13 protein-coding genes are annotated in these 15382 nt (G+C 71.8%); 3 read left to right on the top strand and 10 right to left on the bottom strand.

Annotation, left to right across the window (positions count from 1 at the left end):
• Nucleotides 1-5: 5 nt before the first annotated feature.
• On the top strand, nt 6-611 hold the full coding sequence (locus tag K336_RS0112995) for a hypothetical protein (protein ID WP_021798132.1): 606 nt from the start codon (nt 6-8) through the stop codon (nt 609-611).
• Between the two features lie 79 nt (nt 612-690).
• A complete protein-coding gene (locus tag K336_RS18900) occupies nt 691-903 on the top strand; it encodes a hypothetical protein (RefSeq protein ID WP_021798115.1) in 213 nt (70 codons plus the stop codon).
• 215 nt (nt 904-1118) lie between these two features.
• Here the strand turns inward: K336_RS18900 and K336_RS16590 are convergent, their stop codons facing one another.
• Nucleotides 1119-2612, bottom strand: a complete 1494-nt coding sequence (locus K336_RS16590) for an amidohydrolase (RefSeq protein ID WP_043151180.1) — start codon at nt 2610-2612, stop codon at nt 1119-1121.
• 315 nt (nt 2613-2927) lie between these two features.
• On the opposite strand from K336_RS16590, the gene leuA reads away from it, so the two are divergent.
• On the top strand, nt 2928-4607 hold the full coding sequence (leuA, locus tag K336_RS0112980) for a 2-isopropylmalate synthase (protein ID WP_051383863.1): 1680 nt from the start codon (nt 2928-2930) through the stop codon (nt 4605-4607).
• A 24-nt stretch (nt 4608-4631) separates the two neighbouring features.
• On the opposite strand, the gene K336_RS0112975 is transcribed toward leuA, so the two are convergent.
• The 9 genes from K336_RS0112975 to K336_RS16570 all read right to left on the bottom strand — a co-directional run bounded on the left by K336_RS0112975 (nt 4632) and on the right by K336_RS16570 (nt 15381).
• Nucleotides 4632-4991, bottom strand: a complete 360-nt coding sequence (locus K336_RS0112975) for a DUF488 domain-containing protein (RefSeq protein WP_021798681.1) — start codon at nt 4989-4991, stop codon at nt 4632-4634.
• Between the two features lie 137 nt (nt 4992-5128).
• Nucleotides 5129-7183: a choline BCCT transporter BetT gene (betT, locus tag K336_RS16585; RefSeq protein ID WP_051245817.1), complete on the bottom strand. Its 2055-nt coding sequence runs from the start codon at nt 7181-7183 to the stop codon at nt 5129-5131.
• Entirely contained in the window at nt 7180-8949 is a 1770-nt protein-coding gene (gene betA, locus K336_RS0112965; protein ID WP_028707256.1) for a choline dehydrogenase, read from the bottom strand. The genes betT and betA overlap by 4 nt, the downstream gene beginning before the upstream one ends.
• Before the next feature lie 183 nt (nt 8950-9132).
• The gene (locus tag K336_RS0112960; protein ID WP_028707255.1) at nt 9133-10641 is read right to left on the bottom strand and encodes an aldehyde dehydrogenase family protein; all 1509 of its coding nucleotides are present in this window, start codon (nt 10639-10641) and stop codon (nt 9133-9135) included.
• A 926-nt stretch (nt 10642-11567) separates the two neighbouring features.
• Entirely contained in the window at nt 11568-12020 is a 453-nt protein-coding gene (locus K336_RS19865) for a dihydrodipicolinate synthase family protein (RefSeq protein ID WP_411431129.1), read from the bottom strand.
• Nucleotides 11954-12301, bottom strand: a complete 348-nt coding sequence (locus K336_RS20315) for a hypothetical protein (protein ID WP_390899228.1) — start codon at nt 12299-12301, stop codon at nt 11954-11956. Before K336_RS20315 ends, K336_RS19865 begins: the two co-directional genes overlap by 67 nt.
• The gene (locus K336_RS16575; protein WP_043151178.1) at nt 12298-12486 is read right to left on the bottom strand and encodes a hypothetical protein; all 189 of its coding nucleotides are present in this window, start codon (nt 12484-12486) and stop codon (nt 12298-12300) included. The genes K336_RS20315 and K336_RS16575 overlap by 4 nt, the downstream gene beginning before the upstream one ends.
• A 10-nt stretch (nt 12487-12496) precedes the next feature.
• Nucleotides 12497-13987, bottom strand: a complete 1491-nt coding sequence (locus tag K336_RS0112950; RefSeq protein WP_081660884.1) for a DASS family sodium-coupled anion symporter — start codon at nt 13985-13987, stop codon at nt 12497-12499.
• 5 nt (nt 13988-13992) lie between these two features.
• Nucleotides 13993-15381, bottom strand: a complete 1389-nt coding sequence (locus tag K336_RS16570; protein ID WP_211223524.1) for a class-II fumarase/aspartase family protein — start codon at nt 15379-15381, stop codon at nt 13993-13995.
• Nucleotide 15382: the final 1 nt, after the last annotated feature.

Below are 15382 nucleotides of genomic sequence, written 5' to 3'. Positions count from 1 at the left end.
CCGTCATGGCACTCATCGGACGCGAACGCCGTGCCGCATTCGGCACGCGGCTCATCTTCGAGGGCCTCGTCAACGCGCAGGGCGACAAGGTGGGCGCGATCGTGCACGACCTCGGCGCGACCAACGTCCTGAGCTTCTCGGTGCGGCCCGTCGACGGGGACCTGGTCGAGGTGAGCTCGCGCATCGAGTGCAAGAACGCCAACCCCTTCACCTGGACGCACGCCCTGACCAGGGTCGACGATCGGCTCCACGACCTGGAGCGCACCCCCGACATGCCCGATCCCTGCGTGCCCGGCCGGACCGAGTACGCCATCGCCACCTACCTCGCCGACAAGCCCGAGCACGCCCCGATCGCGTGCACGATGATCGACGAGATCACCGGGGGGCGGCACCGGGCGGTCTTCACCTGGACCGGGCCCGGGACCATCACCTGGACCCTCGACGGGGCGCTCCGCCGGCGCTACACGGTCGCCTCCGAGCGGATCGTCTCCAGCGAGCAGGGCGCCCTCACCGCGGTGCTCGCCGCCGATGAGGACGACCTGCTGTCCGACATCGCGCCGGCCATCCGGTACCGTGTCATCGACTTCATGAAGGACGCGAACAGGCGATGAGCCGTTCCCGCGGTGCCATGACCGGACGAGGGCCGCGGCCGTGAGACGATGGAACCGCACAACGCACTAGGAGGCAATCATGGCGATCTGCAAGAAACGTGCCGCGAAGAAGGCGGAGAAGAGGGCCGCCAAGGCCGCTGCCCGGGCCGAGGAGGCCCAGACCAGGAGGAAGGGCTCGTTCCTCGGCCGCTGCGTGCGCAGGCTGTTCGTCTGCACACTCGTCCTCGGCGGCATCGTCGGTGCCATGGCCTACCTCGGCCGCCCCGGGACGGGGGACGGCGAGGACGCCTGAGTTCCGCCGCGGACCCCGCGTCGGGACCGCCGGCGTCCGATGGTCCGGGGTCGGCGCCCCGACGCCGGCCCGAGGGCCCTGCGCCGACCGTCCGGTGCGGAGCGGCTCGGCGCCCGGTGCGTGCGGGAGCCGGTGGGCGCAGGACGAGGCGGATGCGCGGGGAGGGACCGGCCCATGGGCCGGTCCCTCCCCGCGCATCCCGGCCCCGGGCGCGTTCAGTCGGCGGCGTCCGCCCACCAGGTGAGCTCGCCGTTGGCCATCGTGAGGTGGACCCGCGTCTCGGCGAGGTGCTCGGGATCGGTCTCGAGCGGGTTCTCGTCGAGGGCGATGAGATCGGCGTGGCCGCCGGGCACGAGCGCGGCGATGCGCCCGGTCGAGGAGCGCAGGGCCTGGGCGATGCTCAGCGACTCGGAGGCGTTCCACGGCTCCTGCCCCGGGGCGGCGCGCAGCACCGCGGTCCGGATCGCCAGCCACGGATCGATCGGCGTGACCGGGGCGTCGGTGCCGAAGGCGAGGGGTACGCCCGCCTCGAGCATCGAGCGCAGCGGGAAGGAGCGTCCGGCCCCGGTCGGCCAGCTGTCCTCGATGAGCTCCCGGTCCGCGAGCATGTGCACCGGCTGCACGCTCGCGTGGAGGCCGAGCTCGGCCATGCGGGCGATGTCCGCTGCGCTCGGCACCATGGCGTGTTCGATGCTGCCCGAGGCCCCCGTCTCGGCGAAGCAGTCGAGCGTCATGGCGATCGCCCGGTCCCCGATGGCGTGGACCGCGAGCTGCAGGCCGTTCAGCTCGCCGCGGCTCATGAGGGTGGCGAGCTTCTCCCGGCTGATGCTCGGCGAGCCGTGCGGGTCCAGGCCGCTGTCCGGATCCCCGTACGGGTGCGTGCACCAGGCGGTCTGGGCGGTGAAGGAGCCGTCGGTGATGATCTTGAGCGGCCCGCCGCGCAGCCATCCGGCCTCGTCGATGGGGTGGCCGGTGCGCATCCCCGCCCCGATGGCCTCGTCGATGCTGTCGGCCCAGCAGGCGATGACGACGCGCAGGAGCTGGTCGGTCCGGGCGGCGCGGCGCCGCCACGTGCGGATGCGCTCGGGCCCGTGCTGCATGTCGACGATGCCCACGATGCCGCGGGAGGCCGCCTGCTCCTGCGCCCTGGCGACCCAGTCGTCGAGCAGGGCCTCGTCCACGACGCTGAACCGGTCCTCGAGCCGGAAGGCGTCCTTCTCGCGCAGGACGCCGTCGGCGAGATCCTCGCGGTCCATGCCCCAGTGGCGCCGGGCGGCCCGGTTCGCCCAGGCGGTGTGGAGGTTCGCCGCCACGACGACGAGGGGCCGGGTCCCGCTGATCGCGTCGAGCATCCTGCCGTCCAGGTCGTCGGCCCAGGCCCAGTGCTGGGCGCCCATCGCGATGACGGGATCCTCGTCCGAGCCGGCCTCGACGATGCGTCGCAGGCCTGCGCACAGCTCGGCCGCGCTGTCGGCCCGGCCCGCATCGGGGCGACGGCAGGCCATGGCCCACAGGTCGAAGTGCACGTGCGCGTCCCACAGCCCGGGCATGACCCAGCGGCCCTGCAGGTCGATCTCGGCGCCGTCGTCGCCGGCGCCCGTCGTCGACACGTCGGAGCGGTAGATGCGCGAGCCGCTGATCACAATGTCGCGGGGTCGGTCCGACACGCCCGTCGCGAGGTCGACCATCCTGGCATTGCGGAGTCTCATGCCCCCATCAAACCCCTCGACGCAATGGGCCCGGAGGGGTGTCCGGGGCGTCAGGACATGCTGTCGCGTCGTGCCGGGGCTGTGAGCTAGCATGGGTCCGTGGCTGTGGACAGTGCCGCCCTGAGGGGGCTGCTACTTCTGTGCCGCAGTGAGATCCGTTCCGAGTAGTCGGCCAGTCTCGCTGCGGAGTGCTGTCGCGCCGGCGCCCGGGCCAGTGCCCGGAGTCCTCTCCTGACGAAGGATCCTCACATGACCACCGTTCCCCCCGTCCCCCACGTGTGCCCGCTGGCGGCGCCGGTCCAGCGGCCCAGCGGCATGAGCGTCGGCCGGTACCGTCCGGCCGAGACGATCCCGCTGCCCGACCGCACCTGGCCCGACCGGCGCATCACGAAGGCCCCGCGCTGGCTGTCCACCGATCTGCGCGACGGCAACCAGGCCCTCATCGACCCGATGACCCCGGGGCGCAAGCGCAAGATGTTCGACCTGCTCGTCCAGATGGGCTACAAGGAGATCGAGGTCGGCTTCCCGTCGGCCTCGCAGACCGAGTGGGACTTCGTCCGTTCGCTCATCGAGGACGACGCCATCCCCGAGGACGTCACCATCTCGGTGCTCACCCAGGCCCGCGAGGACCTCATCGACCGCACCGCCCAGTCGCTCGTCGGCGCGCACCACGCGGTCATCCACATGTACAACGCCATCGCCGAGCTCTTCCGCCGCGTCGTCTTCCACAACACCGAGGCCGAGACGGTCGACCTGGCTCGGCGCGGCACCGGCTGGGTGATCCGGGCCATCGAGGAGCACCTGCCCGACACGCCTGTCGGCTACGAGTACAGCCCCGAGATCTTCACCCAGGCGCCCGTCGACTTCGCCGTCGAGGTGTGCAACGCCGTCATGGACGTCTGGCAGCCCGACGACGAGCGCGAGATCATCCTCAACCTGCCGGCCACCGTCGAGGTCTCCACCCCGAACGTCTACGCCGACCGCATCGAGTACTTCGGCCGCACCATCGCCCACCGCGACAACGTCTGCGTCTCCATGCACTGCCACAACGACCGGGGCTGCGCCGTCGCGGCCACCGAGCTGGGCATGATGGCCGGCGGTCAGCGCGTCGAGGGCTGCCTGTTCGGCCACGGCGAGCGCACCGGCAACGTCGACCTCGTGACCCTCGGCATGAACCTGTACAGCCAGGGGGTCGACCCGCAGATCGACTTCTCCGACATGGACCGCATCCGCCGCACCGTCGAGTACTGCACCGGCATGCCCGTGCCGGCCCGCCAGCCGTACGCCGGCGACCTCGTCTACACCGCCTTCTCCGGCTCCCACCAGGACGCCATCAAGAAGGGCCTGGAGGACCTCGAGGCCAGGGGCCGGGCGCAGGGCAGGACCATCCACGAGGTCGACTGGCTCGCCCCGTATCTGCCCATCGACCCGCATGACGTCGGGCGCACCTACGAGGCCGTCATCCGCGTCAACAGCCAGTCCGGCAAGGGCGGCATGGCCTATCTCATGAAGAGCGACCACCACCTCGACCTGCCGCGGCGCCTCCAGATGGAGTTCAGCCGCGTCGTGCAGGACCGCGCCGACGCCAGCGGCCGGGAGATCAGCTCCGAGGAGCTGTGGCGGCTCTTCCACGACGAGTACCTCGAGCGCGCCGAACCGATCGGCGCCCTCGACTTCACCGTCGGCGCCGCGAGGGGCCTCACGAGCGTCGACGCGACGATCGGGTTCAACGGCCGGGACGAGCGCATCAACGGCGAGGGCAACGGCCCGCTGTCCGCCTTCATCGACGCGCTCGGGCAGGTCGGCCTGACGGTCAAGGTGCTCGACTACACCGAGCACGCCCTCACCTCGGGCGGCGACGCCTACGCCGCCGCCTATGTCGAGGTGGAGGTCGGCCGCGGCGACGACGCCGTCGTCCTGTGGGGCGTCGGCATCGACCCGGACATCACGACGGCGACCCTCAAGGCCGCCGTCAGCGCCGTGAACCGGGCCTGAGCCGGGTCCGGGCCGACCGCCGGCTCAGGCCGGCAGTCGGCTCAGGCGGTCCGCGAGGACCGTGACGTGATCGTTGCCGGCGTCCTTCGCCGCGTAGACGAGGGTGAGCCGCCCCTTGCCGGAGGCCGCCGCGCGCTCCAAGAGCGCGGCCGGGGCCCCGGAGGCGTCCAGCTCCTTCGCGTAGCGGGCGGCGAACTCCTCGAAGCGCTCGGGCCGGTGCCCGAACCAGACCCGCAGCTCGGGGCTGGGGGCCACGTCCTTGCACCACTCGTCCAGCGCGGCGCGGGCCTTCGAGACGCCCCGCGGCCACAGCCGGTCGACGAGCACCCGGTAGCCGTCCTCGTCCGATGCCTGCTCGTATGCGCGCTTGATGACGATCTCCATGCCCTCCGGTCTAGCACGGACGCCGACGGCCCGTGCCCCCGGGCCCGGCCTCTCCCTCCTCGACGGCGCTGGTCTCGGCCTGGTCGGAGAGCGGATGACCCCTCCTGTCGGTTCCTGCCGTGCCGTCGCCGGCGGCCTCAGTGCTGCACCGCGGCCTGGAGGGTGGCCTCCTCCTGCCTGGATGCTGCCACCAGCTCGTAGCGCTCGTAATGGTCGAGCACGTCGTTGCAGATCTGGTTGCACTCGTAGGGGTAGATGTTGTAACTCAGCCCTTCTCCGAATGCCACTTCGAGATGGATCGTCACGTCGTCCGTCCCGATCGTGCGGGCACCGCAGGACGTCGCGGACGAGCGCCGGATCTGGACGGGGTAGACGAAGTCCTCGCCGTCCTCGCTCTCCGAGAGGGCCTCAAGCTGGACACGCCGCGAGACGTTCTGCTGCAGCCCGTTCGAGACCTCGCGGACGACGGCCGGGACCCCGCGCTCCTGCAGGGCCTCGGCGACCTCGTCCAGAGCCGGGCGGATGACGTTCTGGAGCCTCTCCTCGGCCTGGCGCGAGGACACCGAGTCGAGCGACAGCGAGAGGCGGCGGCGCCACGATCCACTCGAGATCGCCGTCTCGGGGCTCGCCCACTGGGCGGTGAACGAGCGCTGGACGGCCTGCTCGTGCAGGTGCTCCTCGCGCAGGGCCCGGTTGAGGCCGACCATGACGAGCATGAGGACGAGGGCGAAGGGGATCGCCATGATGATCGTCGCGCTCTGCAGCGCCGGGATGCCCCCGACCATCAGCATGCCGATGGTCAGGATCCCCGTGGCGGCGGCCCACAGGATGCGCAGCGACGGTCGCGCGTCCGTGTCGGCCGCGGGCAGCTCGCTGCAGAGGTTCGCCATGACGAGCGCGCCGGAGTCGGCGGAGGTGACGTAGAACAGCAGCCCGACGAAGGTGGACAGCGCGATCAGGACGGGCGTCCCCGGGATCGTGGTGAGGAGCTGGAAGAAGCCCTGCTCCGGCGACGCCGTCGCGGCCTGACCGAACGCGGCGTCCCCGTCCATGATCCGCTTCACGGCGCTGTTCCCGAAGATCGAGATCCACATGACGATGTACGAGAACGGGATCATCAGCGTGCCGAGGACGAACTGCCCGATCGTGCGCCCCTTCGAGATGCGGGCCAGGAACATGCCCACGAAGGCCGACCACGCGATCCACCACGCCCAGAAGAACAGCGTCCACGACTGCATCCAGCCGGCCGGGTAGTCGTAGGCCATCGTGTCGAGCGTCATGCCGGGGAACATCGTGACGAAGTCGCCGATGTTCATCACCATGGAGCGGAGCAGGAAGGTGGTGTTGCCCGTGAACAGCGCCCAGCCCGCGAGGACGACCGCCAGCGCCACGTTCAGCTGCGAGAGGCTGCGAATGCCCTTGTCGACGCCGGTGGTCGCCGAGATGGTGGCCAGGACGACCGCCAGGACGACCAGGGCCGTCTGGGCGCCGAGGCCCTGGGGGATCCCGAAGAGGATGTTCAACCCCACGTTGAGCATCACGACGCCGATCCCGAGTGATGTGGCGACACCGAAGATCGTGCCGATCACCGTCGCGATGTCGACCGAGTGCCCGATGAGTCCCCGGACCCGCTTGCCGAAGAGGGGCGCCAGCACCGAGCGGACGGCCAGCGGCGCCTTCTTGCGGTGGGCGAAGTACCCCAGGGCGAGTCCCATGAGGGCGTACATCCCCCAGCCCGTGATCCCGTAGTGGTAGATCGCCCACACGGTCGACTGTCGGGCCGCGTCCACGGTTCCGCCGGGGATCTGGGGCGGCGACAGGAACTGCGCGGCGGGCTCGGCGACGGCGTAGAACATGAGGTCCGTGCCGATGCCCGCCGCGAACAGCATGGCCGCCCACGAGAAGGTGGAGTACTCGGGACGGTCGTAGTCGCCGCCCAGGCGGACCCTCGGATAGCGGAGGCCCAGGTGGATCACGAAGAGCAGCGCCGCGGTGGCGAGGGCGATGTAGAACCAGCCGAGGCGGTCGGCGGCCCGGGAGACGGTCTTCCCGAGGACCCCGCCCGCGAACTCCGGGGCCGCCAGGCACCACGCGGCCACCAAGCCGGTGATCGACAGGGCGGTGATGAAGACGGGCCACCTGACGGGCGGCCTGTCGGTGCGGGCGGCCGCCCGGTGACCGGTACCGGTCACCGGTGGCTCCCGACGCGTCGCGGCGGAACCGGGTGCTCCGCCTCCGCCTGTGCGGCGCTGGGGACGCGCGGGACGGCGTCCCAGGCCTTGTTGCGCGGATCGCCCGGCGGGTAGATCGGCATCGATCCGTCAGCCCTGTAGACGGGGGGACGCTCGGGTGCGAGGGGCGTGTTGCCGATGATCAGGTCGGCGGCCTTCTCGGCCACCATCATGACCGGCGCGTAGATGTTGGCGTTCGTGATCGTCGGGAAGACGGACGCGTCGACGACGCGGAGGCCCTCGGCCCCGTGGACCCGCATGGACGCGGGATCGACGACGGACATGTCGTCCGTGCCCATCCTGGTCGAGCAGGACGGGTGCAGTGCGGTCTCGGCGTCCCGCGCGACCCAGCTGAGGATCTCCTCGTCGGACTCGACCTGAGGGCCGGGGGAGATCTCGCCGGCGTCGAACGGGGCGAAGGCCGGCTGGGCCAGGATGTGGCGGGCGGCGCGGATGACCTCGACCCACTCGCGGCGGTCGCGCTCGGTCGACAGGTAGTTGAACAGGATGGACGGGCGCACGGCGGGGTCCGGGTTCGTGATGTGGATGTGTCCGCGGACGTCGGAGTTCATCGGTCCGATGTGCACCTGGTAGCCGTGCTCGGACGCCGGGGCGGATCCGTCGTAGCGGACCGCGATGGGAAGGAAGTGGAACTGCAGGTTCGGGTACGGGACCTCGTCGTTGGTGCGGATGAAGCCGCCTCCCTCGAAGTGATTGGACGCCCCCACGCCCGAGTCGAGGAAGAGCCACTGGGCTCCGATCCAGGGCGCCTTCCACATCTTCAGCCACGGGGCGATCGAGACGGGCTGCAGGCACTCGTGCTGGAGGTAGACCTCCAGGTGGTCCTGGAGGTTCTCGCCGACGCCCGGCAGCTCGATGCGCGGGGTCACGCCGGCGGCGCGCAGCACCTGGGGATCCCCCACGCCGGACAGCTCGAGCAGGCGGGGGCTGTTGAACGCGCCGCCGCACAGGATGACCTCACCGGCGTCCACGTGATGGGTCCGGTTCATGCGGTGGAAGTCGACCCCGGTGACGCGGGTGCCCCTCCAGGTCAGGCCCGTCACGTACGCGAGGGTCGTGACGTCGAGATTCCTCCGGCCCCTGACCGGGCGCAGATAGGCTCGCGCCGCACTCCAGCGTGAGCCGTGGTTGATGTTCTGGTCGAACGGCGCGAAGCCCTCCTGACGGTAGCCGTTGACGTCATCCGTGCGCGGATAGCCGGCCTGGACGGTCGCCTCGAAGAACGCCTGGAACAGTGGCGACGTGGCGGGGCCGCGCTCCAGGTGGAGCGGGCCGGATCCCCCGCGCCATGCGTTCGCGCCGCCCAGACGGGTCTCCATGCGCTTGAAATAGGGCAGGCAGTGCGCGAAGTCCCACTCCTGCATCCCCGGGGCGGCGGCCCAGCGGTCGTAGTCGCCCGGGTTGCCGTGCTGGAAGATCATGCCGTTGATCGATGAGGAGCCCCCCAGCAGCTTGCCACGGGTGTGCTTAACGCGACGCCCGCCCATGAAGGGCTCGGGGTCCGTCTCATAGGCCCAGTCGTAGAGCGGGTTGCCGGACGGGAACATCAGCGCTGCCGGCATGTGCACGAGGGGATCGATGATGAAGTCGGCCCGGCCCGCCTCCAGGACGAGGACGGAGGCGGAGGCGTCCGCCGAGAGACGGTTCGCGAGGGCCGATCCGGCCGAGCCCCCTCCGACGATGACGTAGTCGTAGCGCTTCTTCACTGAGCTCTTCTCCTTCTTCTGGGTACTGCGGACTCCCGGTGCTGCGGAGTGCCGCGGAATCCGGTGGCGGGGCCACGGGACAGCCGATCCCACGGCCCGGGACGGCCCCGGACGCATTCATCGCGGGGGCGCACCGCCGCGGCGGTGCCACGGCGGAAAAACGGTGGGGATGAGGTGAGGGCCTCAGCCCTTGTCTGCGGGATCGTCGAACCATCCGGCTCGTGCCGGTCGGAGGTTGTGCCAGATGTGCTTGTGCTCCTGGTACTCGCCCAGCCCGGCGATCCCCAGCTCGCGACCGATGCCGGACTGCTTCATGCCGCCCCATTCCGCCTGCGGTACGTAGGGGTGGTAGTCGTTGATCCAGATCGTCCCGTGGCGGAGCCGTCGGGCCACGCGTTCAGCGCGTCCGGCGTTCTCGGTCCAGACGGCGCCCGCGAGCCCGTAGACGGTGTCGTTGGCGATCGCCACCGCGGCGTCCTCGGCCTCCTCGGGCGTCGGCCCGCTGAAGCTCTCGACAGTGAGGACGGGCCCGAAGGACTCCTCGTGGACGCAGGCCATCGGGGACGCGCAGTCGTCAAGGATCGTCGGCAGGTAGTACCAGCCGGAGGCCAGGTCCCCGCCGGGGCGCTGGCCGCCGCAGCGCAGGACGGCGCCCTCCGCCAGGGCTTGGGCCACGTGGCGCTCGACCTTGTCGCGGTGGGCCTCGCTGATGAGGGGACCGGTTTCGGCGTTCGGATCGAAGGGCCCGCCGAGACGAATGGCCCGGGCCCTCCGGACGAGCTCGTCGACGACCCGGTCGTGGACCGACTCCTCGACGACGAGCCTGGCGCCGGCCGAGCAGACCTGCCCGGAGTCGAGGAAGACGGCCGTGAGCGCGTTGTCGATCGCGGCATCCAGATCGGCGTCCGCGAAGACGACGTTCGGGTTCTTGCCGCCCAGCTCGAGCGCCACCCGTTTCACCGTGCCGGCCGCAGAGGTCATGATCGAGCGTCCGGTCACCACACCGCCTGTGAACGACACCAGGTCGACGTCCGGAGAGGCGGTCATGGTCGGGCCCAGGACAGACCCCGGGCCGAGGACCAAGTTGGCGACGCCCTCGGGAAGGCCGAGTTCGGTGAGCGTCCGGCACAGCCAGATGGCGGTCTGCGGGGTGAGCTCCGAGGGCTTCAGGACGAACGTGTTGCCCGCGGCGAGCGCCGGTGCGACCTTCCATGCCGTCTGGAGGAGCGGGTAGTTCCACGGGGTGATGAGCACGCAGACCCCGACGGGCTCGGTCACGACGCGGCTCGCGACGTCCGGTACACCGGTGTCGACCACCCGGCCCGCCTCGCTCTGGGCGAGGGCTGCGAAGTGACGGAACACGTTCACGATGTCGGCCATGTCGAGGAGGCTCTCCACGTGGCGCTTGCCCGTGTCGAGCGATTCCAGACGGGCCACCTCGTCCGACTCGGCCTCGAGCCGGTCGGCGACGGCCATGAGGAGCCCGGCCCGCTCCGGTGACGGGGTCGTCGGCCAGGGGCCCCGGTCGAACGCGCGGCGGGCCGCTGCGACTGCGGCCCGGCAGTCCTCGACCGTCGCCTCGGGAACCTCGGCCACCTGCTCCCCGTCCGCTGGACACAGGATGCGTCGCGTGCCGCCGTCCGATGCGGCCCGCCAGCTCCCCCCGATGAGCAGTCGGTCCGGTCGATCCATGAGTGTCTCCTGTCTGGATGTTCTGAATGTGTTGCCTGTGGATGTGTTGTCCGAGCGCATCGGGCGGTGGGTTCGTGCGGGTGCGCCGGTGGCGCGGTGACAGGGACTTCCTGGGACTCGGGACCGAACGCCACTCGGTCCGTTCCACCGTGGGCCCTGCCGTGGGCCGGCGGGCCCTGCCGTGGGCCGGCCCATGCCGTGGGCCAGCTCCGTGTTCAGGATAAACACCTCGTGCGTCATGGTCCGATGATGAGTCCTGGGCTCGTTCCCCCGGGGCGCCCTCCCGCCGGGGGTGCCCTGATCGTCCCCTGACCGGCTCCACCGAGGGTGCTCGTCGCGATCGCCTCGCGGTTCGGAGCGCGTCCGACGGTCGGGGCGTCGGCGGTGGGTCGGGGACGGCCCGAGCGACCGGGCGGATGGGGAGGGCTCCGGGGCCAGCGGATGATCGGGATCCGTCCCGGGAGGAGCCCGGACCCGCTCGTCGGAGACCTGCCGGAGCGGCCCCCCGACGAGCGGTCCCCGGCGGTCACGGGGCGCGGGGCTCCTTCCGGAGCGCTCGGTTCGTCAGGGCCCGCGTCCGCCGGGGAGGGGCGCGCCGGCCCAGTCGGCGGACCGGGCCTCCGAGAGGGGGCCCTCGCCCCGTCCGGAGGAGGGCCGCGGAAGGGGCCGGCCCTCCTCCGGACTCAGGGAGGAGGGCCGGCAACCCGCAGATGATCCTGGTTCCCGGCGCGATCCGTGTCGCCCGGCCGGTCCCGCTGCCGCTCCGAGCCGCCGACCCCCGACGGCAGGGCCTGCGCGACAGGGCCGCCGCCGGCGGGTTCGCCGTGCGCCGCCGACCGGTCCCGCGTCGCCGGCATCGGTCACGGCTCCGGGCGGCCTGCCCGACGTGCACGGCGCCGGGCCGGACGATTCACCCGGGGCGGCGCTCAGGCGTCCAGCGCCTCGGCGATGCCGGCCAGGACCGCCCGCAGCTCGCCGCGGACCGACTCCGGCGCCGGCCGCTGCGGGCGCACGGGATCGCCGCACGGGTACCCGGCCTCGTCGAGCGCCAGCTTGACGAGCGGGGCCGCCCCGTGCCGGACGAACAGGGCGTTGAGCGGCCAGATCGCCTCCTGGAGCCTCGCCCGGCGGGCCAGGTCGCCGCGGCGGTGCGCATCCCACAGGGCGACCGCCGCCGCGGGCGCGACGCAGGCCGGCCCGGCCATCCGGCCCACCCCGCCGAGGTCGAGGGCCGCGGCGGGCAGGTGGGCCGAGGCGGCGAAGAACCGCAGCCGCTCGTCCAGCGCGGGCCGGATGGTCAGCAGCCTGCCGGTCACCCCGGACGCGTCCTCGAGGTACTGCACCGTCTCGTCGGCGACGATCCGCTCCAGCGCCGACAGGGGCAGGTCCGAGACGCGGATTCGTGCAGAGGACGACCGGCAGGTCCGTGGCCGTGGCGAGCGCGTGGACGTGGTCGACGATCTCGTCGGGGGACGGCTGGCCGTGGACCAGCTGGATGCAGACGAGGCCGTCGACCCCACGAGGCCATGGCCTGCGCCTGGGTCGCGGCATCGGCGATGGCGAAGGCCGCCACCCCCGCGACGACCGGCACCCGGCCGGCGGCCTCGTCGACGGTGATCCGCACGACGGGCTCCCGCTGGGCGGGCGTGAGGTGCGTCACCTCGCCGGTGGAGTCCGACGGGGACAGGCCGTGCACCCCTCGTCGAGCAGATGCCCGACGAGGCGGCGCAGGGCCCGTTCGTCCACCCGGCCGCGCCCGTCGAGCGGTGACACCGGATAGGGGTAGATGCCGCTGAGGCCCCCGCCTCCGGCGGTCGTCGCGGTCCCGGTGGTCATCGTCGTCATCGTCCTCTCCTCACCAGTAGCCGATCAGCTTCATCCAGCCGCCGCCGACGACCATCCACACGGCGATCGAGGCGAGGGCGGCGATGAAGCTGACCCGCCACCAGTCTCCGACGCTGTTGTAGCCGGTGCCGAACAGGGCCGGGCTCGCGCCGCCGGAGTACTGGGTGATCGAGGTGAACAGGTTCGAGATGTAGCCCAGTACGAGGGCGGCCATGAGCGGGGGAGTCCCGACGGCGACGGCCGCCGCCAGGAAGGCCGCGTACATGGCCGAGATGTGCGCCGTGGCGGAGGCGAACAGGTAGTGGCTGAAGAAGTAGACCAGCGTGAGGATGATGAACGCGAACTGCCAGCGCATGCCGCCGAGCGAGCCTGCGATCACGTCCGCGAGCCAGCCGAGGAGCCCGTACTTCCCGAGGGCGGTGGCCATCATGTAGAGCACCGCGAACCACACCATCGTGTCCCAGGCCGCCTTCTCGCGGATGACGTCCTCCCAGGTGAGCACGCCGCTCAGCAGCAGGACGACGAGACCGATGAGGCCGGTCGTCGTGGCGTTGACGCCGAGGACGATGTCCCCGACCGTCCACAGCAGCAGGAGCAGCACGAAGGTGCCCGCCATGATCTTCTCGGCCGGGCTCGTCGGGCCGAGGGTCGCCAGCTCGCGCTTGGCCATGGCGACGACCTCGGGAGTCTCCTCGAGCTCGGGCGGGTAGACCACGTGGACGACCAGCGGCACCACGGCCAGGGCGCACAGGCCCGGCACGATGGCGCCCAGTGCCCAGGAGGTCCAGCTGAGCGTCACGCCCTGGGAGGAGGCGAGCGAGGCGATGAGCGGGTTGCCCGCCATCGCGGTGAGAAACATGGCGCAGGTGATCGCGTTGACCTGGCCGACGTTGATCGCGAGGAAGGATCCCGCGCGTCGGGCCGTCGGGCCGGGGGTCGAGTCGTAGGTGAGCGCCACCGAGCGCATGATCGGCGCCATGATGCCGCCGCCGCGGGCGGTCGCGGACGGGATCGCGGGGGACAGAACCAGGTCGGCCAGGGCCAGGCCGTAGCTCACGCCGAGCATGCGCCCGCCGATCCTGGAGACGAAGAGGAGCGCGATGCGCCGTCCGAGTCCGGTCGTGATGAAGCCCCTCGAGATGAGGAAGGCCACGACGATGAGCCAGATGGTGGAGTTCGAGAAGCCCATGAGCGCGGTCGGGTCGCCCGCCTTCTCGGCGGTCAGCGGGACGGTGCCGGTGAGGATGCACACGACGGTGCCGATGATGGTCACCGCGCCCATGGGCAGGGGCTTGGCGATGATCCCGACGATGGTGGCGAGGAAGATCGCGAGCATGTGCCAGGCGCGACCGGTGACGCCGCCGGGCGGCGGGGCGAACCAGATGACCGCCCCGACGACCAGCGGGACCAGAACGCGCAGCAGGGGGGCCGGGCTGAGCCCGCCCCGCTCCTCGACGTTCCCCCGCCGGTCTGCCTGCGACGGGGCGGATGCTGCGGCCATGGTGCTCACCCGCCCAGGTCCGCGATCGCCGGGCCGGCGGGCAGCGCCCGCGTGGTCCGCCACCGCTCGACGGCCGTCGAGACGATGCGACCCGCCTCGCCGACGTAGTCGGACGGCCCGACCAGGTGCTCGGGCAGCAGATCGGCCCTGCCCTGCTCGGCCGCCACGACCGGCATGATCTCGTGCAGGGTCCGCTTCTGCTCGCGCGCCCGCTCGGCCGCCTCGTACACGAGGTCGTGGGCGTGCTCGCGGCCCATCGCCGGGGCGAGCTGGATCATCATCGCCTCGGCCATGATGAGTCCGCCGTCGAGGTCGAGGTTGGCGGCCATCCGCTGCGGGTCGACCCGCATGCCCTCGGCGACGACGAGGGCCTCGCCGAGGGCCGAGCCGGCCAGGCAGCCCAGGTTCGGGACGAGGTACCACTCGGCCTGCCACTCGCCGGCGGCCCGTTCGTGGCCGGCCTCCTGGATGCGGACCAGTCCCGAGGCCAGCGCGCCGGCGACGGCGCCGATGCCGATCATGAGCTCCGAGCTGATCGGGTTGACCTTCTGCGGCATCGTGGACGAGGCGCCCCGGTGGCTGGTGAAGGGCTCGAAGACCTCGCCGATCTCGGTGCGCGACAGGTCGACGATGTTGCGCCCGAGCTTCGCGCAGGTGCCGGCGATCGTGGCGCAGATCCAGCCGTACTCGGACAGGACGTCGCGGTCGACGTGCCAGGGCACGGGCACGTCCGCGAGACCGAGCTCGGCGGCCAGCCGGGACCGGATCCCGACGGAGCGGGGCCCCTCGGCGGCGTTCGTGCCGCCGGCGCCGAAGAGCGACACGACGGCGATCCGCTCGTGGGCCTGCTGCAGACGCGTGCGCTGGCGGCGCACCTGGTCGAGCAGAGTGGCCAGTGTCGCGCCGAAGGTGGTCGGCACGGCCTGCTGGGCGTGCGTGCGGCCGGGCATCACGGTGCCGGCGTGCTCGGTGGCGCGCTCGGCCAGGGCGTCGCCGAGGCGCTGGAGCCGTTCGTCCAGGGCCTCCAGGGAGCGGGACATCTGGAGCGCCAGTGCGGTGTCCATGATGTCCTGGGTGGTCGCGCCGTAGTGGACGCGCCCGTCGGGGCCGGCGGGGCAGTGGGCGGAGATCTGCCGGACCAGCCCGAGGATCGGGTAGCCGACGTTCTGCGCGTCCCGCCACAGCCGGTCGCGGTCGATGTTCCCGATCCGTGCGGCGCGGACGATGGCCTCGGCGTCCGAGGGCCCGATGACGCCCAGCGAGGCCTGCGCCGTGGCCAGCGCCCGTTCGACGCTCAGCCACGACTCGATGCAGGAGTCCTCGCCGAAGAGTTCGGCCTGGACCGGGTCGCCTGCGTTCCGCCAGAGGAGGGAGAAGGGGGCTGCGTAGGACATC

This window comes from Propionibacterium acidifaciens DSM 21887 (genome assembly GCF_000426605.1).
In the GTDB taxonomy this organism is placed as follows: Bacteria; Actinomycetota; Actinomycetes; order Propionibacteriales; family Propionibacteriaceae; genus Propionibacterium; species Propionibacterium acidifaciens.
Note: the sequence above shows the minus strand (reverse complement) of the source record. Positions and strands in the feature narration are given on the sequence as shown.